The following is a 19,282-nucleotide window of genomic DNA, read 5'->3' as shown; positions in this document are numbered from 1 at the left end:
TTTTTTTTTTAATTTATTATTTTTTTTTTTTTTTTTCAAAAAGAGGGGGGGGGGGGGGGGCGCCCCCCCCCCCCCCCGCCGCTTTTTTTGTAAAACTACTATGTTAACTATCCAACATATATTTATTCTATATGTTAGTTTACCAACATAAACTGTTAGTGAAGAATAAATGTTTTGTTAAAAGCTATTAACAAGCTCTTGCAAAGTTATTTTGTTCTAGACTTAGCACTGTATGAGAAAAACTATTGCACAGTGGAAAGATATCTACTTCTGCTAGCCAGATCATGGTTTCATAGCCAACCCTATCCATTTCTGGATCTGTTTCTATAGGCATCTCCACTAAATAAAGCCAGCTATTTAGCTCAAATCGGTAGTTTTTGATGATGCCTTCTCCACCTATAAACTCTACCATCTGCCCTTCACAAAACTTAGGTTTTCCTAAAACACTTGTAGTCATTACCTTGCCCATCCTTGCCTTGATAATTCTTTGCCTAACATAGCTCTAGAACACAAATCACTATTCAAAAAAAACCATTGCCTGTTACGGGTAAGACTAAAGTTTATTTTATGCAACTAGAAGAAAATAGGGTTTTCATCCACAAGTTTTACTAGTGAATCAGTGCTCTTGCTAATGTTATAACTATTAGCCAAACTCCTAGTCTCTATCAAGAGTTTCAACGTTGTCTCTGCCAGAGGTTTTAACGTGAAGTTTGGGATTTTACATCTAGAGTCAGAAATTTAAATTTAAGAAAATAATCTTTATTTTTGAGGCTGTATATGTGCGGAAGCGTACAGATTTTGCTGAGAAATACATATATTTTTTTCTGAAAAAACTATGCTTTTTCCTATAATTATTTCACCTTGATAACCCACCCAAGGTTGAGAGAAATTTATATTAACTATTCATATTAAATAATAGTTAGTAAAAAAGGGTGCAATTGCTTGCACCCCTTTGTTATTAGGAGCTAATGTCTGATTCTTAGGTGCTATTAGATTAAACCAGTTGTTTAGCAGGTTTCAATAATCTTATGTTTGATTGAGGTTAGAAATATTCAAGCTAAAGATAGATAAAGTTATAAGTTTAAATTAATTTTATTTGTAGTCTCTTATACAAGAGGTTGTTACATTAAAGAAGATGAATACTCACAACTTACTCACATTCATTTAATACATATATTGTTAAGTTCATGCAGCGTAACATCAACGCCCAACCATTGCGTTGGGCTTTTTATTTGTGAGTTTTAAATTTTAAATTTACTCAAATCATAGCGTGTTTACAAGATAAGCAGACTTGTATCGGGAGCTTAATAAATTTGTAGTGGGATCATCTTGCTCCCTAAGGGAAAATCAGCGGGTTAGAGAGCCATCACTACAAAAAATAAATTTACACATTTGGGATTCTCGCCTTGTATCTTGCACCACCGGAGAGTGGGTTAGACGCTGATCTGGAACGGGGAGTTAAGTAGCAAATACGAGCAATGGTATCCCAGATTGACAATCAATAGCAAATAAAATAGCACAAAGCCTACTAACAATGTTAAGCCAGATTGTAGCCAGGCTTACCAAGTGCGATTGTTTGTGTTCAAAAATTTATCCCAAATTAGTTATAGGCCTAGTCATATCTAAGGATAGAAAACATACAAGACATTAAAAACTAAACTTAGAAAATAACCTGTTTAAAAGGTACAAATATATGACATCACAAACTCCTCCCGACAATCGGCAAGAAGAAGGTAAATACGACCCTCAAGATAACCCTGGAACCCAAACGACTGTACCAACTACAGAAGAGGGGGATACTCCTATTGATGAGAGATATCGTATGACTGGTCAAGAATCAGGTACTGACGTTCGTCAGGGTGCTGATCCTGAAGCGGCTGGGGGTACTGTAACGACGCCTGGTCTTCCTAATCAAGGAACAGAGTCTCGTTAATTAGTCGAATAGAATTAATTACACAATGTCATTGCGCTAAGCGAAGCTATGCAATTGGCTCTCTCCCTCGCGTAGCGTCTCTCATTGGGAGAAGAGAAGGCTTTACGCTCGCAATGACTGTAAATATTTTTATTAATCTACTGAAAAAGATTCTGGAAATCTGATTAGGTCGGATTTATCCCGACGCAACTCAGCAACAAGTCATGCTTAGCTGGAATGACGACTAATACTAAATTCCACTCCTAAAAGCAGCGGGATAATCATAGTTCTGACAGTGACCTTCTGATAGCCTTGACTAATCAGTGAGGTCTATTCGCTTAGGTAGATTTTTTGTACTTATTGCTTTTTAAATACAGGAATTCAGCTTACAAAAAACCCGCATGAGTAATGTCCAAAGCTATTCCTCTCTACGCGGATAACCCTTCCAACGCACTAGCTCTCCTACGTGTATTTCAAAAATTAAGTATTAATTCTATAACTATTTTATCTATTGACAAACATTAGCTCGATTCTTTCTCAAGCTAATAATATATTAGTCTGCCTCTTGCTCAGCGATTTGTTTAAAAATTCTCTCTTAACCTGACTATTTTTATTTTTCCTATGTCTAGAGCGACAAAAGAACTATTACCTCTCTAGCGCGATGATTTAACAACGTGGCAATAGCATAATTAGCTGTTTTGAATTCATATTAATAGGAAATTGACGATGGGATTGCAAGCAGTGCTTTTAGATATCGATGGGACGCTTATTTTAAGTAATGATGCTCACGCTCAATCTTGGGTTGATACATTTAGAGAATTTGGTTATGATGTCTCGTTCGAGCAAGTACGACCATTAATTGGTATGGGTGGAGATCAACTGATACCAAGAGTAGTACCCGGACTTACGGATGAAGAAGGCGATGGAAAAGCGATCGCTCAACGACGCAAAGAGATATTTCTCAACAACTATGCACCAAAACTCTCACCTGCTAATGGTTCAAGGGAATTATTACAACATATGAAGCAGCTTGGATTGCGGCTAATCGTTGCTAGTTCAGCTTCAAATCAAGAAATGGAGGTTCTACTTAAAGCTGCTCAGATTGACGACTTACTTCAAGAAACAACAACATCAAGCGATGCTGAAACGTCTAAACCAGCGCCAGATATTGTGGAAGCAGCACTTAGTAAGCTAAAGATGGAGCCTAACCAAGTTTTGATGCTTGGTGATACACCTTACGATATCAAATCTGCGGGTATGGCTGGAGTTGGCTTAATTGCACTACGCTGTGGCGGCTTTGACGATTTCAGTTTGGCAGAAGCTAAAGCTATCTATAACGATCCTGCTGATTTGCTAGCACACTACGGCGATTCACCATTGAGCAAAAATCCGTAAAGAAGATAATAGATATTACGCATCTATTTAAACCACAATCGATGGAAGACTTAAAACAAACAATCATTAGTTATTCCAGCAAAAACTTAGAACAGCGTAAAAATTGGTATTCTCCCGCAGCAGAGGCTTATAACAAAGTCAGACCTCGCTATCCTCAAGATTTAATTAACCAAGTTGTAGAGGTTGCTCAACTGTCCTCTAACTCAACAATTCTGGAGGTGGGATGTGGTCCTGCAACGGCAACGGTAGCGTTTGCGCAATTGGGTTCTTCTATAATTTGTTTAGAACCCAACCCAGATTTTTTTCAGTTAGCTCAACACAATTGTCAACCTTATGCCAATGTCAAGATTGAGAACACATCTTTTGAAGAATGGGCATTAGATGCTCTTAAATTTGATGTAGTACTGGCAGCAAGTTCTTTTCATTGGATATCACCGGAAGTAGGATATACAAAAGCAGCCAATGCTTTAAAAGAGCGAGGTTATCTAATTTTATTGTGGAACAAAGAACTACAACCCAGCTATACAGTGTATCAAAGATTAGCTGAAGTTTATCAATTATATGCTCCATTCCTTGCTAAATATGAAGAAAAAGAAACTCAAGAAAATATTTTAAGAGAATTGGGAAGCTTTGTGATTGGATCAGGAAAATTTAAAGACTTAAGATTTGGACAAATTACGTTTGAAGTAAGCTATACCGTTGATGAGTATTTAATGCTTTTAAATACTTACTCGCCTTACCTTAAGTTAGATCCACAAATTAAAGATGTTCTATTTGCAGCCTTGAGACAACGGATAGAAGATGAATTTCAAGGCAGGCTTCAGCTTTCATATATCTCTGCTTTTCATATTGCTCAAAAGCTGTAGTCTATTAAACTTTTCGCTTTAGCGCAACGCCTATCAACAATTTAAGGTGCGTTAGCCTATGGCATAAGACAACGGCAAATAAAGCGGGGGGAACATCCACGCCGCTTTTTACCCCCCCTACTGTCAAAAGCTTGCTTAGTTGCCTATCAAATGGATGGTTGCTGCTAAACATCGTGCTACCTTACTGAGTGCGATCGCAAAACTAAAGCGTGAAAAACTGTATCTACATTAATGCTAACTTCAGCCAGTTCAAATTATTTTATATGTGCTTAAGCTTGCTGTGTTCTGTAGAAAGACAGCAATAATTACTTGCACATCTGTTTCGGGAATGTTAGCGCTGTTCAAGATAGCTTCAATTTCTAGTTGGATTTGCTATCATCCAGTGCTTAAGAAAGGTCGTTAGCCAACTTTTGTACAGTTGTTTGTCAAAACTTAATTGTGCTTTGTACTACTATTATTAACCGTATTTATACTTTATTTGTTCTCTGCACTATTTTTTTGAAAAAAACAGATATAAAAACTTGCCAATCCAAAAAAAAAGAGTAATTATAGACACGCACATAAACCACCTACTCAAGCTCAAACAATGAGGTGACAAAAATGATTTTTAATTTGAGTGATGTTTTCCAAGTAGTCCTAATTGCTTGTGTTGCTAGTGCAATGTTATCTGCTGGAATTTGCTGGACATTGCCCAGACATAAAAAACTGGGGTATAATTCCCTGCCATAACATTGGCATTCATTACTAGAGGAACTCGGTTGGATTTCTCAATAGATGACCTACTGTTGAATTTTAATTACTATCACGCTGTTGTCCTATTGCCTGTCTCTACGAGTTAATTCACAAATTAGGTAAGAGTGCTGTTGCAACAGCCTGTTTCGATTAATTAGTCTAGTGCCGCTACGCGGGATTCAGAATTGAAAAACCAAATGAAGATGAGCATTTAAGCCATTTTCATTTGGTTATACCAATTTGAAAAATGATTGCGACAGATGGAAATTTGAAACCCTTATCCAATAGATGTTTCACAATCACGCCACTTGCTACAACGTGGCGGCACTTCCTACCCTGCGGGAAGCCACCCTCCGGGTGTCTACAAGTCGGCGGAGCCGCCCAACGGAGTGCCTTGGGAACCCGCGCAACGCAGTGGCTCCAAAATCTAGCTTGAAAAGTTTGCTCAAGTCGGGAAACCCGTAAGGGCGCACTGGCTCAACTTTTCGCAAAATCTAAAATCCAAAATGGTATTAGTTATTTCTACCACACTGTAATAGTAGAGTTGAAGATTCTTGTTGGGTATTTATATCGGTTGAAAGAAACATTCTTTGATACCGATATTTTTTCTTTTTCAACAAAAGGCCTTTATAGTTAGGCTCTAAACTTTGATTTTTCTCCTTTTACTGGTTTAATTCTGCCAATTTTTTCCGAGCAAAATCCCTAACTTTCTCATCTGAATCATTATTTGCTCTGTCACGCAGCAATGGTAAAGTTTGGGGATGACGAGGATACTGTTTGATAATTATCTCCAGTGCAACTCGCCGGGGATTGGTTTGCCACCTGTTCTGACGCTGAAAGGCATCGTTGACAGCACAGTTGTAGAATACGTTAAACATCCCAGCTTGATTTTTAAAGTTGCGTGCTAATGCTTGCACGGCTGCAAGTCGCACATACCAACTCTCATCAGCAGTGGCGCAGTCTTTCAGAAAGCCTATGCTGTCAGTGTTATTTTTAAAGTTGCGTGCTAATTCCTCCACAACTGTACATCGCACATTCCAATGATGATCGGTAGTAGCACGAACTTTGAGGAAGCTGATAATATAGGCGTTATCTTTGAAGTTACGCGCCAATGCTTGCACAGATGCACGTCGCACATAGTGATTACTGTCAGCAGTAGCTAGGTCTTTGAGGAAGCTGATAATATCGGTGTCATTGTGAAAGTTGCGCACTAATTCTTCCACGGCGATACGTCGCACATTCCAACTACGATCAGCAGTGGCGCAGTCTTTAAGTAAGCTGATGCTTTCGGTGTTATCTTGAAAATTGCGCGCTAATTCTTCTACGGCTGTACCTCGCACATCCGAATCTTCATCAACAGTGGCACGGAATTTGAGAAAGTCTATGGTGTCATAGTTATCTTTAAAGTTGCGTGCTAATACCTGGACTGCGGCTTGTCGTACATCGGAATCATCATCAGCAATAGCGCTATCTTTGAGAAAGCCTATGGTGTCGGCGCGATCTTGAAAATTGCGCGCTAATTCTTCCACGACTGTACGCCGCACCTGCCAACTCTCATCAGCAATGGCAATATATTTTAAGAAGTGGATGCTATTAGCATCATCTTGAAAGTTGCGCGCTACTGCTTGGATTGCAGCTTGTCGCACCAGCCAACTCTCATCAGCCGTAGCGCAGGATTTGAGAAAGCCTATAGTGTCGGTATGAGCTTTAAAGTTATATGCTAATTCTTCTACGGCAGTACGTCGCACCTCTGCATCATCATCAAAAGTGGTTCTGTTTTTGAGAATGCTGAGGGTGTCAGCATGATTTGGAAAATTGCGTGCTAATGCTTGCACGGCGGTACGGCGCACATCTGTATCATCATCAACAGTAGCGTGGTCTTGTAGAATGCCGATAGTGTCGGTATCATCTTGAAAGTGATGCGCCAATTCTGCCACAGCGGTACATCGCACATCCGAATTTTCATCTGCGATCGCCAAATCTTGCAGAATCCTAATGGTCTGAATATCATCTTGAAAATACTGCACCAATTGTTTCACAGCAGCACATCGCACATCCGCATCCTCATCTGCGATCGCGCAGTTTTGCAGAATGCTGATGGTGCTGGGATGATTTTTGAAGTTTCGTGCTAATTCTTCCACGGCAGTACGCCGCACATCTGAATCCTCATCAACAATAGCACGGTCTTTCAAGAAGCGGATGGTGTCAGGATCATTTTTGAAGTTCCGCGCTAATTCTTCCACGCCTGCACGTCGCACATTCCAACTTTCATCAAAAGTGGCGCAGTCTTTAAGAAAGCGGATGATATCAGTATCATCTTGAAAGTTGCGTGCTAATTCTTCCACAGCAGCAAGTCGCACATGCCAATTCTCATCAACAGTAGCGCGGTCTTTTAACCAAGATTTTATCTTCACGTCATCTTTCCAAGTAGTTGCAACTGCGGCAACTGCTTGGGTGCGAATTTCCGCAACTACTTTAATTTCTTCATCATCAAATAAGTGGTCGTAATAGTACCAAAGGTCATATTTAGTTAAATCTTTTAATTGCTCAAGTAATTTAGTAGCAGTTGCTGCAATTACTAAGCGCTTTCTCACTTCTGCTAGGCATTTAGCAGCTAAAAATACGTTACTAAACTTTTCCTCCTCACCTTGTTGAGAGATTAAGTACTCAATAACTGTACCCACAAATCTTGGCTCAATCATACCTGCAATCAGCCGCAATACTTCATGCCAACTTTCATCTTGCCAGTGTTTGCCAAATACTTCATTTTTTAATTCTTCAAGTTGCAAAGTTTGCGTTTCTTTAAATTGGCAGACAAACTCCCAAGCACAAAAATATTCCAAAAATGTACGATGCACGAAAGCATAGTAATCCGCACCCAAAAAACATAACATAAAGTTGCGAGTTTGCAGTTGGATAATCAACCGCTTTGCTTTATCTCTGGCGTTACTGACTTCAATATTTTTCAAATATTCAGTAAAAATTTTTTCTAAATTACTGGCACTAATCAAATTACCAGTTAACCTTTTTTTACTGGTTTGCATATAATAAGCAACCTGACGCAGCATTGCCTGCTTATCCTTATAATCAATCGTTATAGGAAGATGCTGTTCATTTACTAAAGCACGTTCTACATCCCACTTATATAGCAACACCTCTGAGGCTCTTTTATAAAGTTCTGCTCTATCTCTTGGCAGTTCCTGGTTACGATTGATAATTTCCATCATAGTCAGCAGTAAAGGATTAACTGCCAATTCAGCAATAGCTTTTGATGTATTAATCGCTCTTTGCAATCGTTCTTTTTTTCTTAATTTATCAGCCTCATTCTTAAAAGCTAAATCATGCCAACGGTTGATAAAATCTTGAATTTGCTCATTATTTAAATCTTGCAGCATAAAGTGACGAAATTGGGCATCTCGTAACCGTTGTGGCTTGTACCCAATCACACGAGAAGTCACAATTACCTGTACATTAGGATACTCATTAGTGAAACGATGAATAGCTGTAATTACATCCTCACGTTTACCAGGATTAAACACCTCATCTAAACCATCAAACATCACCAAGGCATTACCAGCCTTTAGCTGTGCCTGCAATTGATGCTGATTGAGGTGAGAAATTGCACCTGGACTTTGATGGAAAAATTCTAAAAAATCTTTGCAATGTCCATCATCGTAATTTCTGATATAAGCACGTAACTCAATTAGTAATGGAATTGGTAGTAAAGAAAATCCCGATTTACTAAGTTGATCGAGAGTCTTTTCTACCCAATCTAAAGCTAGGTATTGCAATAAAGTAGATTTGCCAGAGCCAGGATCGCCTAATATAACTATATATTTATGAGTTTGCGGCTGATTGACAATATCCAATACCGGACGTACTGGTTGTTCAATATAAACACGTTTGTATTGTTCTAACTCTTCTAGATTAAATTCTTCCGCTTCTAGTTGGTTACTTTCTTGCAGCTGTCGCAAGTGTTCTTTAGGTAGTTCGTAAGCTTGAGGTAATACTTGGTGAACTTCCCGCACATTAGGAGGAATAAATAAGCTCCATAGTCTCAGTTCGTTATAAGCATAACCGCTGGTATCTAAACTATCTAATTTTAAATTAACATAGCGCTCGCGAATTGCTTCTTGATATTGACGTAAGTCAAAATTAGGAATGACTCCGGCTGTTTCTTGAGTATTTTTTTGGATTGCTGTGAAATTACGTGTATTTAGTAAATCTCGTAAATCTTCTGACTCATAGAGAATTTGGTGGCATTTTCTTAAATAACGATCCGTTACCAATTGCCAATTAAACTTAGCTGGTAAATTAGGTAGATTCAAATCTTTCCAAATACTTTCTAGGGTTTGGTAATCTAGCTCATCACAATCTGTATCAAAAGCCTGACCCAAGATTTCCTTAACAGACTTGTTGTAAATAAATTGCTTCAGAGGTTGATTAAATTTATTGATATCGTCATCAGCAAGTTTACGAAACTTTAACTCATCTTCAACCTGTTGCAGAAATTCTTGAAGCGCTTTAGCGACAGCTTGCTGAATTGGTGCTTGCTGAAATATTGTCGCAAAGTTTTTCAAGCGGCTTTTAAAAAAGTCTTTAGCATAGTCCTTGGCTATCTCTTTAGCAAAGTCTTCATTGAGAATAGCCTTGACAAGAAATCCTACAGCATTGTTTGCTACCAAGCCAATTATCCATTCCACCATAACACTCGCGCCTGTTAGAGATTTTGACTACGAGTATAAATACCAGCATTAGTAATTTTCTCAGATATCTGGGATATTAAATAAATATCGTATCCTGGGAAATATATCGCTTGTAAATACTCTTTTCTCTATTGTCAATGATGTTTTGTTAAAAATATAAGTTCCATTTTTTGTTATTTTAAGTACATGTTTTTTGCTCGTTATAAAACGAACCTGTTTTTTAGGGAACAAGCTTTGAACTCTTGGTAATTACTTAAGCAAAATCTCTTTCGTACTCTTGTTTGTACTATTGGGAATTTGTTGTGATTTTAATTATGCGGAAGTTATATTAGTATCTTATTATCTAAAATATGTCTATAAAATAAATTATAAATTGCGTAGCAGACTTACCATTATAGTTCAGTATTGATGTGTAATATTTTAAATAAATATTCTGGTATCAAATATTCTACTTACAATTTTACCTGTTGATATGAATAAGTAAATACGGTGGGCATTGCCCACCCTACTTAAGTTTCAAGAGTAGGTAATTTTTTAAGTAAATTGGAATAATTTATTTATTGCTATAAGCACAAATAAACTAAAAATAATTGAAGCTTACAGTTTAATGCAGGTAGTTAATTTGGCTATTTAAGTATAGATTTGTGTTAAATTGTAATATTTTAAATGCACAAGAATGTAGATTTTCGTTAATTACATTTGTATCTGATTTGCGTAATGTTCTGCTAAGTTACATAATAGAACTAAGCCTCATATCGTCAGAATTGGTTGACAATGTATCAAACTGATCCACCACGTTCCCCTAAAGAAGTATTACCTACAATGTATGATCTTCCTAGTGAAGATCCAGAGGAACCTGGTTTGCCAGATCAGTTTCATTTATTGCAACCTCGTTTATTAGACGAAACTTTTCGTCCACCAAATTACTCAAGCGACCAAATTTTTGTTGCTAGCGATTTGAATCTTTATTATGACCCGCGCCATCCACTGTGGTACAAGCGACCAGATTGGTTTGCTGTTTTGGGTGTTTCTCGTCTTTACGAGCAACGAGATTTACGCTTAAGTTATGTAATTTGGCAAGAGGGAATCGATCCTTTTATTGTGGTTGAGTTGCTTTCTCCTAGTACCGAAGAGGAAGACTTAGGGCAGACATTACGAAATATCGAGCAACCACCAGGAAAATGGGAAGTATATGAGCGGATTCTGCGCGTTCCCTACTATGCTGTATTTGATCGTTATAAATATGAATTCAGAATGTTTAAGCTTGATGGTAGTAGTTATGCTGAGGTAGTACTACCTGAGTCCCGCTTCTGGATACCAGAATTACAATTAGGCTTGGGTGTGTGGCCAGGAAGCTATCAAGATGTAGAACAGTCTTGGTTACGCTGGTACGATCGCACAGGTAACTGGGTATTAACTTCTATTGAACAGGAAAGACAACGCACTGAACAAGAAACACAGCGTGCAGAACAAGAAAAACAACGCGCTGAACAGGAAAGGCAACGCGCACAAAGGTTAATAGCGCAATTAAAAGCGCTTGGTGTTGAACCCGATTTAGATTAGCTATTTAGTTTACGCAAGTAATCATATCAGGGTCTTTCTCAAAACTAATTAAGTTTAAATGAGCCGGATTGGCTACTAGCTCTTTTGCCATTAAGAACCCAGAGATAGTCCAAGTTTGATATTTTCTCGCTTCTTTTCCAATTAATCGCCCGTTTTTACCATCATAGTATTCTGGCCATTGGTCTTGGCTGAGGCGGCTTTGAGCTACATCTATGGCTTTGTTAGCAAGCTCTACCCTACCTGTTTTGAGAGCCGCAGCCACCAGCAACCAAAGTAAAACAGGCCAATTACCCCCATTATGGTAAGACCAGGCTCTGTTTTTTGGGTCTGAGCCAGTAACAATTTTCCACTCTAGACCTTCTAGGGCCGGAAAACAAATTTTCATCGGCATGGAGCCAATCAACTCATCCCAGCGTTGTTCCACGAGATCCATAATCTTTTGGGATTCTTCCTCACTCGCTAAGGAAACCAGAATTGCCATCAAGTTTCCCAAAGCAAAGAAGCGGAAATCTAACTGTGAAGGTCCCAAATTCCCTGCTAAATACCCCCCAGTCTCTGGTAGCCATTCGGTTAACCAATTAGGAATAGACTCTGGATAAATATTGAACTTATTCGCAACTTCCTTACCAAATTCTTCGCCCTTATAGCGGTAAATTTCATTTAAGCGATTGATATCTATCCAATAATATTCTTTGACGTGGTATTCAAGCGCTGCCAAGCGTCGATTTATTGTATCAAGATGAACGTTACTATCATTCGGTAAAAGCAACTCACTCACTGCTACTAAAGCTGCATAAAATAGCACCTGAATTTCTAAGGGATTGCCATAGACTCCCATGCGACGGTCAATCATAAAAGCACCGTCTGGAACTAACATTGTGGGGTACATGGCAAACCGATGCACTAAGCAGAAATCCAAAATTAGCTTAATACCCTGTTGAAATTCTGGTTGATAAGCTAAAGAAATATCTTTTGTCGCTTTCACATAAGCTCGTAGCAAGATAATCCACCATAGACAAGAATCGACTGGTGGGACTCTGGCAATGGCATGTTCACCAAAATCAGCGATTAAAACTTGCTTCCCATCCACAATATCCACTTTAAAACTCGCTGGCATCAATCCTGGGCCTGGCTTAAAAAAGTCCATTTGCTTTTCGTGACTTTGCAAGGCTAGAGTTTCTATTAAAAAATTGCGAACAATCTCTGTTTTTCCTTGCGTGAGAAAAAGCAGTCCTGAAGTGATAAAGTCACGAACAAAGCACTGGTCATAGTTAAGAGCTGCTCTTTGGCAATCACGAGCCGCTACTGTGCCAATTGGGCGTTCCCTATAGAAAATAATTGAGTTTTCTAGTGTCCTCCAAGCTTCGGTAATGGAATCAGTTTTTACACTTATAGGCATGAGCGAATTATCCTGTAGTACTTTACATTCAATAGCTAGCGGCGATCGCGCTGTGGTACTGGTTACTGGAAATAGGAAAATTGGTCAACAGCCTCTATAAATAGCGTGACTTAATAAATAGCCTCTGCCCTCATACCACCGTATTAGTTATCAGGACGACATTCATTAGGCTCATGTACGAACAGTTTTTTTCAGCAACGCTCTCTGGTCACAATTTTCAGGGTAGTCAATCTATCATTGGTATAAAAGTAATACATGGCTGAGGAACATTGCGCTTCCTGCTAGAATATTTCACCGAGCCTGAAGGAAAAGATATGACACAAGGAAAAATATTGTTGCAACCTGGCACGTTATGGAAAAGTGTCATAGAACGTACTGAATCCGCTTGGAAATGCGGAGCGTTGCTGTCGATACCGACGGAATTTGAATTCGTTGAACAGGATGGTGTGAGCTTCTTAGTTCGGATTTTGTCAAATCTTGTGCGCAAGGATGCAGCCAAGCAGAAACAGGCTCAACAAACTGCCTTATCTGGCAAGGATTTTAATCCTTTTTTACCCTACGATGAAGATTTATTTGTAGCAGATATTTCTGAGACCCATGTCTGTGTCTTAAATAAGTTCAATGTTGTTGACTATCATTTGTTAATTATTACTCGCGCTTTTGAGGAACAGGAAAGCTTACTGACTCTAGAAGATTTTGCCGCCATGTGGGCTTGTTTAGCTGAATACGATGGTTTGGCATTTTACAACGGTGGTCAGGTTGCAGGTGCGAGTCAGAGACACAAGCATTTGCAGGTTGTACCATTACCACTGACAACTTCAGAAGTAGCAATACCCATTGAGCCTTTATTCGCAGCAGCAGAATTTCAAGGCGCGATTGCAACTATACCAGGGTTACCTTTTACACACGCTTTCGCACCTCTAAATCCCGATTGGGCAGAGTCTCCATTCACAGCAGCAAAAACTACCTTGGAACTCTATCACGCTTTACTAAATGCCGTGGGTATCACCGCAGTTGACGATAATAAACAATCTGGTGCTTACAATTTTTTAGCTACGCGAGAATGGATGTTAATCGTACCGCGATCGCAAGAAGAATTCGCGGCAATTTCTGTAAATTCATTAGGCTTTGCAGGTGCTTTATTAGTGCGAAATCAAGAACAAATGCAAATCCTCAAAGAACATGGGCCAATGAATATTCTTAAAAGTGTGGCGATACCGAGGCAAGCACAAGTGTAGAAACAAAATTTTTGTGTTAACTTGTGCAGCATAACTTGCCTGTAAAAACCCATAAATGCCCAATACAATTTTTGGCATTGTTTTAACACTTAGGTAAGGCACTATCAACGAATGGCACTAAGTTAAAAGTTTAGGTAAACGCGGAAAATTTTTCAGACTAATTCTCCTCGCCTCCCTGTGTCGGATCATCTGAGCGCCATTCGACTATTAACCCAGGAGATGATTATGCAGCCCTTAGACCTGAAATGGATACGCGCCCAGTTTCCAGCACTCACACAAACAATCAACGGTGAACCTGTAATTTTTGGCGATGGCCCTGGTGGTACTCAGACACCAGGAGCAGTACTCGATGCCATCAGCGACTACCTGGTGAGGTCAAATGCCAATTCTCACGGAGCTTTTGCTACAAGTGTGCGTACAGATGCGCTGATTACGGCGGCTCGTGCTGCTAGTGCGGATTTGCTCGGATGCCATAGTGATGAGGTGGTATTCGGTGCTAACATGACCACTCTTACCTTCAGCTTGAGTCGCGCTATCGGTCGGGAACTGCAAGCAGGTGATGAAATTATTGTGACGCGGCTCGACCATTACGCTAATGTTTCCCCTTGGTATGCATTAGAGGAAAAAGGTGTAATTGTCAAAGTTGTAGATTTCAACACCGAAGACTGCACCTTAGACATGGGTGAACTAGAACGGCAAATCAATCCACAGACAAAGTTAGTAGCAGTTGGCTATGCTTCTAATGCTGTCGGGACAATCAACGATGTAGCCGCAGTCGTGCGCCTCGCCCATGCTGTTGGTGCTTGGGTGTTTGTTGATGCAGTCCACTACGTCCCTCACGCTCCCATCAATGTCCACGCCCTAGGTTGTGACTTTCTGGCCTGTTCTGCTTACAAATTCTTCGGCCCCCACGTTGGAATTTTGTACGGCAAGCGAGAACATCTTACCCGTTTAACTCCCTACAAAGTTAGACCGGCTCCGGATGATGTGCCAGCGCGTTGGGAAACAGGAACTTTGAATTTTGAAGGTTTAGCTGGATTGGTGGCGGCGATTAACTATTTAACAAAACTTGGTTGTCATGTCTCACCTTCAGTTGACAGCGAGTTAATTTCCGCTTTAATCGAAGCTGATAAGGAAGGCTTAGAAAAATTCCACTGTCCCAGTTTCCTCACCTCACCAGAACAAGCAACACCTTCAATCACATCTGCTTATCACAGCCGCCGTGCTGCTTTGGTAGCAGCAATGTCAGCAATTCAACAATACGAAAGAGAATTGAGCCACAAACTAATTCCGGGATTGTTGGCAATTCCTGGTTTAAGCTTCTATGGCATCACCAACCAAGAGCGCTTTACTGCGCGAACACCAACAGTTGCCTTTCGACTAGCAGGACAAAGCGCAGAAAGTGTTGCCAAAGCATTAGGCGATCGCGGTATATTTTCATGGCATGGTCATTTTTATGCGATCGGTGTGACTGAAAAGTTAGGCGTAGAAGCTACTGGTGGCTTGGTGCGGATTGGACTCACACACTACAACACAGTCGAAGAAATTGAGCGCCTCTTGCACGCTTTAAAAGAAATTGCTGTGTAAATTTCTTTTCTCTGTGTCTTGGTGTCTCTGTGGTTAAAGATTTTTTACGACAGATACACTAAAACACTAAGTAAATTTGGTATGCGATCGCATCGGCTTGTTATATTAATGCATCGGTCTGCAATTTAATTGCATCGACCTGTTATGCCAATACATCGGCTTGTTATGTTAATGCATCGACCTGTAATTTAATTGCATCGACCTGCTATGCCAATACATCGGCTTGTTATGTTAATACATCGACCTGCAATTTAATTGCATCGACCTGTTATGCCAATACATCGATCTGCAATGCGATCGCAGCCCGTGCTAGGATTGGTAAATCTACTATTTACTATTTCTGTCAAAAATTTGTTATTTGAATAGAATATCTGAGCCGTTTTTTACTACTAAAGAAGTTGGTAAAGGTACAGGTTTAGGTCTTGCAACCGTGAGAGGTATCATCAAAAGCCACGGTGATTTTATTTAACGTGCACAGCCAAATGGTTATTTGATCAAAGGCAAAAGCTCAAACTCTTGGCGAATATCTAAGAGCGATCGCTCTAGTAGTGGTTCAAAATTCAAGAAGGGAACATCAGACTTTCTTTGACGAGTTTTGAACCAAATCTGTGTTAATTCTGGTAGTAATTGTGGCAAAGTTAAGAAAATTGAACTATATAACCACAAAACTCCATGTTGCTCAATCAAGTCGTCATACATGACACGAATTGCCGGACTGATAGTTGGGTCTTTAAGCGTTTGTAAGTGGTCACGAAATTTATAGTCGCTTGTCCACCAAATAAGAGGCAACAACTTTAGTTCATCATACATTCCTGTATCACAGGCATAGATAACATGACTGGCATCGTGCGCCAGCAAAATTCTGGCAAATTCTGGTAGCAGTTCTTGAGGATTGGTGACATTCGGATTCACCGCATAATATTCATTGAGTCCTTGCTGAAGAGTCTGGGTGCTGTGTTTATCTTGATAGCGCGGGTGAGGAAACTTGCTCATAAGACGATTCCTGTTTATTTACGAAACCGTTTCGTAACATAATAACACTTATGACAGATAGCAATAAAAAATCGTTAGGAAGACCCCGAAGTAATCAAGCGCATCAAGCAATGTTGCAAGCAACCCTAGAATTGTTGGCAGAAGTTGGTTTTGATGGTATGAGTATTGATGCGATCGCAGCTCGTGCTGGAGTTGGCAAACCGACTATTTACCGACGCTACGCTTCTAAAGAAGAACTAGTTGCTGATGCGATCGAGAGTGTGAGGCAAGATGTTGTAATTCCCAACACAGGTAAGCTCTGGGACGATATTGATGAATTGATTAAGAATGCTGCACAAATCACCCTCAGTCCTTTAGGGCGAAAAACTGTTGCCATGATTATCAACAGTGCATCAAATAATTCTCAGTTTGCTCAAATTTACTGGACAAAATATCTACAACCTAGAAGACAAGCCTTTGCTGTTGTGCTTGAACGAGCAAAAGCCAGAAATGAGATTCAGGCAGATTTAGACTCAGGACTAGTCTTTGATACTATGAGTGCAATTATGCTTTATGCACTAATCTTTCAACCTATGCCCGAATCATGGGAAGCATACGTTCGTCGTGCCTTGCATCTTTTCCTTAAAGTTCAGACTAATTGAGATCAGCGACAGCTAGTAATCTTTTCTAGGATACTGTACAACTTGATTCTACTAATTGCGACGTTTAGCATGGCGTTCATAATCTTCAAAACGCAGTTTGGCGATCGCACTCCTAGAATTAGTTCTAGCAACGATACCTTCGCCTCGCCCATTTGCACCTGCATCCAACGCTACATTGGTTTTCGGTAAAATAGACTTAAGAAACTCGTGGGCTTCTTGGATACTAGTTGGTAAAGCTGCAACTGTTGCAAGTCGCGGTGTTAGCTCAAATCCATAATCTTTAGCCGTTTTGCTCAGTTGCGCTTCATCCAAAAACATTTGACCACCATTATCCCGCCAAGCTGATAGTTGCTTGGTAGACTTATCGAACAGCGTTTCGATATCTGTAAGCACTGCAACGTCAAACAATCGCCAACCGACTCTCTGCTCAGAGGTATATTGTTTACTAGCAGAAGTAATCTTGCCACCGTACAACTCAAGATACGCAACAGTGATGCAGTCTTGAGACTGAGGTAAGCAACTTGCAACACCTTTGAGAGAATCCACAATCCCCAGCGCGGGATTACCAATCAAGTCACCTTTTGCAAATAAAAGCTCTTCTCTACTACCCAGAACAAAGTTGCCATCAGGCAGTAGAATGATGCGAGAATTTGTGCCATCTACTTTTTCAGTAAGAATTACTTCGCCATCAAAAATGACTGTTTCTTTCAGTAATGCGCCTCTATCCCCTAAGGCATGATAAGTAGGAATACTGGGATATTTGGTCATGGAGTTGAGTTTATTTAGATCGCAATTCCTTAATACAAAATCGTAACTCATGCATTTGCTAATAATGTAGTTTAAATACTACAATTGTAATGACAAAGCTTTGAATGTCAATCTTTAACTCGCAAATTAAAATATTTAACATTATAGAGTTAGTAGGCGATCGCGGTGTTATGTTGCTTACGCTGAAGCGATTTCATCAGTATCAAAAATTTCACTCTTAGCTCCTGTACTACCTCCTTTCTTTCCCATTCCCTGTTTCCTACCTCTACGAGTAAGCTAAGAAATAAAATCGGATTGGTATGTAATCACATTAACTATGATTTTTAAAGTTTAAACATGTTTTCAAAACTTCTTCATTCATAAAATAGTGATCGTGAGATTTCCCAGTAAGTTGATTTAATAGCGAAAATGGAATTTTAATTTTTTTATATATAAATTTTATAGAATTGCAACCTTCAGGAATAGGTGTTTTTGTACATAGCCAATCTTGATTGGAATAAAAGTCAATCCAGGTTTCTATTTGTTCATTCTTGAAGCATTTTTTAATTTCTTCCTCAATCTGTTTAGACTTAGAAGAAAAAACTTTCAAAGAGCTTCCCATAGAAATATAGCGAACTTGATATTTTTGCTGATAGTCTGCAAGTACATCAGTAGCTATAACATTCCCAAAACTATGACCTAATACAGTTATCTTGTCATAGAGTTCAGACTCTAAAACAGCATTTAATGTTTCTGCAACTTTTTTGCGAATTTTTGCCTTTAAAATCTTGCCTTCAGGATTTTCTTCTAAATATCGTGTGGAAAAATCTGCAATGTCAGCGATCATATTAATCGGTACAAAACTGAATATTCCACTCACAACCAGCCAAGCAGACCAATTTGTCATCTGTTTTCCAAAAGCGCTGATTTGTCTTGACCAATCCTCAGAAATCGGAAAACCTAACAAGTTTGGTTCTTGTCCTAAAGCTACAAGCGCAAGTGCAATAATTCCATAAAACCAAAAAATCCATAGCAGTAAAGATATACCTAAACCTATAAGTAAAGGAGGAGACTTTCTTAAAGCAAATATATCCCTTGTAATCAACCAATAAAATAACATGTATATGCCACGGAACACCTGATTCTTTAAGTTACTGCTACTTAATGGTTGACTTATAAGATCGTTCCAATATGCATCATAAATATCAACTTCTTTGATATTGTCTACGTCTAGATATACTTTGAATTTTTTCCCAGCATATCCGGCAATTTTTTCTTCACCTGCTTCTTCAATTCTTGTAGTATTTAATACTTCAGTAAAACCAGTAGATAAACTATCAATAAAATAATTTCTATCTCTACCAAGATAAAATCCGTGAATGAAAATAATCGCTTCTCGTCGGGATGCCATTAGATCTACTACTTATAGCTAACTAAAACTTGATGAGTATAGCACCTTGTACACCACAATCTCCTGTTGGCAATCTCACCAGCGAGCGCTCA

At 39.3% G+C, this 19,282-nt stretch carries 13 protein-coding genes; 7 read left to right on the top strand and 6 right to left on the bottom strand.

Going from position 1 to position 19,282, the window contains the following annotated elements:
- Positions 1-187: 187 nt before the first annotated feature.
- Positions 188-457 (bottom strand): hypothetical protein, encoded by a 270-nt coding sequence (locus tag BV375_RS20005; RefSeq protein ID WP_086763532.1) that lies wholly within the window; start codon positions 455-457, stop codon positions 188-190.
- A 1,236-nt stretch (positions 458-1,693) separates the two neighbouring features.
- Between BV375_RS20005 and BV375_RS20000 the strand changes: the two genes are divergently transcribed.
- The 3 genes from BV375_RS20000 (at position 1,694) to BV375_RS19990 (ending at position 4,173) form a co-directional block, all read left to right on the top strand.
- Positions 1,694-1,933 (top strand): hypothetical protein, encoded by a 240-nt coding sequence (locus BV375_RS20000; protein ID WP_086763526.1) that lies wholly within the window; start codon positions 1,694-1,696, stop codon positions 1,931-1,933.
- Between the two features lie 705 nt (positions 1,934-2,638).
- Entirely contained in the window at positions 2,639-3,307 is a 669-nt protein-coding gene (locus BV375_RS19995; RefSeq protein ID WP_086763524.1) for an HAD family hydrolase, read from the top strand.
- Between the two features lie 41 nt (positions 3,308-3,348).
- Positions 3,349-4,173, top strand: a complete 825-nt coding sequence (locus BV375_RS19990) for a class I SAM-dependent methyltransferase (protein WP_086763522.1) — start codon at positions 3,349-3,351, stop codon at positions 4,171-4,173.
- 1,394 nt (positions 4,174-5,567) lie between these two features.
- Here BV375_RS19990 and BV375_RS19985 read toward each other — a convergent pair.
- Positions 5,568-9,611 (bottom strand): HEAT repeat domain-containing protein, encoded by a 4,044-nt coding sequence (locus BV375_RS19985; RefSeq protein WP_086763520.1) that lies wholly within the window; start codon positions 9,609-9,611, stop codon positions 5,568-5,570.
- A 774-nt stretch (positions 9,612-10,385) separates the two neighbouring features.
- Here BV375_RS19985 and BV375_RS19980 point away from each other — a divergent pair.
- Positions 10,386-11,174, top strand: a complete 789-nt coding sequence (locus BV375_RS19980; RefSeq protein ID WP_086763518.1) for a Uma2 family endonuclease — start codon at positions 10,386-10,388, stop codon at positions 11,172-11,174.
- Between the two features lie 4 nt (positions 11,175-11,178).
- Here the strand turns inward: BV375_RS19980 and BV375_RS19975 are convergent, their stop codons facing one another.
- Entirely contained in the window at positions 11,179-12,573 is a 1,395-nt protein-coding gene (locus tag BV375_RS19975) for a glycoside hydrolase 100 family protein (RefSeq protein WP_086763516.1), read from the bottom strand.
- Between the two features lie 314 nt (positions 12,574-12,887).
- Here BV375_RS19975 and BV375_RS19970 point away from each other — a divergent pair, with 314 nt between their 5' ends.
- Both BV375_RS19970 and BV375_RS19965 read left to right on the top strand, forming a co-directional pair.
- Positions 12,888-13,811 carry a phosphorylase gene (locus tag BV375_RS19970; protein ID WP_086763514.1) on the top strand — a complete coding sequence of 308 codons (924 nt, stop codon included), beginning with the start codon at positions 12,888-12,890 and terminating at the stop codon, positions 13,809-13,811.
- Between the two features lie 225 nt (positions 13,812-14,036).
- Positions 14,037-15,398: a cysteine desulfurase-like protein gene (locus tag BV375_RS19965; protein WP_086763512.1), complete on the top strand. Its 1,362-nt coding sequence runs from the start codon at positions 14,037-14,039 to the stop codon at positions 15,396-15,398.
- Between the two features lie 486 nt (positions 15,399-15,884).
- Here the strand turns inward: BV375_RS19965 and BV375_RS19960 are convergent, their stop codons facing one another.
- On the bottom strand, positions 15,885-16,391 hold the full coding sequence (locus tag BV375_RS19960) for a hypothetical protein (RefSeq protein WP_086763510.1): 507 nt from the start codon (positions 16,389-16,391) through the stop codon (positions 15,885-15,887).
- 50 nt (positions 16,392-16,441) lie between these two features.
- Between BV375_RS19960 and BV375_RS19955 the strand changes: the two genes are divergently transcribed.
- Positions 16,442-17,032: a TetR/AcrR family transcriptional regulator gene (locus BV375_RS19955; protein ID WP_086763508.1), complete on the top strand. Its 591-nt coding sequence runs from the start codon at positions 16,442-16,444 to the stop codon at positions 17,030-17,032.
- Between the two features lie 51 nt (positions 17,033-17,083).
- Here the strand turns inward: BV375_RS19955 and BV375_RS19950 are convergent, their stop codons facing one another.
- Positions 17,084-17,800, bottom strand: a complete 717-nt coding sequence (locus BV375_RS19950; protein ID WP_243713989.1) for an RNA ligase family protein — start codon at positions 17,798-17,800, stop codon at positions 17,084-17,086.
- 310 nt (positions 17,801-18,110) lie between these two features.
- Positions 18,111-19,190, bottom strand: coding sequence for a hypothetical protein (locus BV375_RS19945; protein WP_086763504.1), 1,080 nt, complete (start codon positions 19,188-19,190; stop codon positions 18,111-18,113).
- Between the last annotated feature and the right edge of the window lie 92 nt (positions 19,191-19,282).

Source organism: Nostoc sp. 106C, from assembly GCF_002154725.1.
Taxonomy (GTDB): Bacteria; Cyanobacteriota; Cyanobacteriia; order Cyanobacteriales; family Nostocaceae; genus Aulosira.
Note: the sequence above shows the minus strand (reverse complement) of the source record. Positions and strands in the feature narration are given on the sequence as shown.

Coding starts and splice junctions, on each gene's coding strand:
- BV375_RS20005 (WP_086763532.1), bottom strand. CDS start 457: ATGACTACAAGTGTTTTAGGAAAACCTAAGTTTTGTGAAGGGCAGATG.
- BV375_RS20000 (WP_086763526.1), top strand. CDS start 1,694: ATGACATCACAAACTCCTCCCGACAATCGGCAAGAAGAAGGTAAATAC.
- BV375_RS19995 (WP_086763524.1), top strand. CDS start 2,639: ATGGGATTGCAAGCAGTGCTTTTAGATATCGATGGGACGCTTATTTTA.
- BV375_RS19990 (WP_086763522.1), top strand. CDS start 3,349: ATGGAAGACTTAAAACAAACAATCATTAGTTATTCCAGCAAAAACTTA.
- BV375_RS19985 (WP_086763520.1), bottom strand. CDS start 9,611: ATGGTGGAATGGATAATTGGCTTGGTAGCAAACAATGCTGTAGGATTT.
- BV375_RS19980 (WP_086763518.1), top strand. CDS start 10,386: ATGTATCAAACTGATCCACCACGTTCCCCTAAAGAAGTATTACCTACA.
- BV375_RS19975 (WP_086763516.1), bottom strand. CDS start 12,573: ATGCCTATAAGTGTAAAAACTGATTCCATTACCGAAGCTTGGAGGACA.
- BV375_RS19970 (WP_086763514.1), top strand. CDS start 12,888: ATGACACAAGGAAAAATATTGTTGCAACCTGGCACGTTATGGAAAAGT.
- BV375_RS19965 (WP_086763512.1), top strand. CDS start 14,037: ATGCAGCCCTTAGACCTGAAATGGATACGCGCCCAGTTTCCAGCACTC.
- BV375_RS19960 (WP_086763510.1), bottom strand. CDS start 16,391: ATGAGCAAGTTTCCTCACCCGCGCTATCAAGATAAACACAGCACCCAG.
- BV375_RS19955 (WP_086763508.1), top strand. CDS start 16,442: ATGACAGATAGCAATAAAAAATCGTTAGGAAGACCCCGAAGTAATCAA.
- BV375_RS19950 (WP_243713989.1), bottom strand. CDS start 17,800: ATGACCAAATATCCCAGTATTCCTACTTATCATGCCTTAGGGGATAGA.
- BV375_RS19945 (WP_086763504.1), bottom strand. CDS start 19,190: ATGGCATCCCGACGAGAAGCGATTATTTTCATTCACGGATTTTATCTT.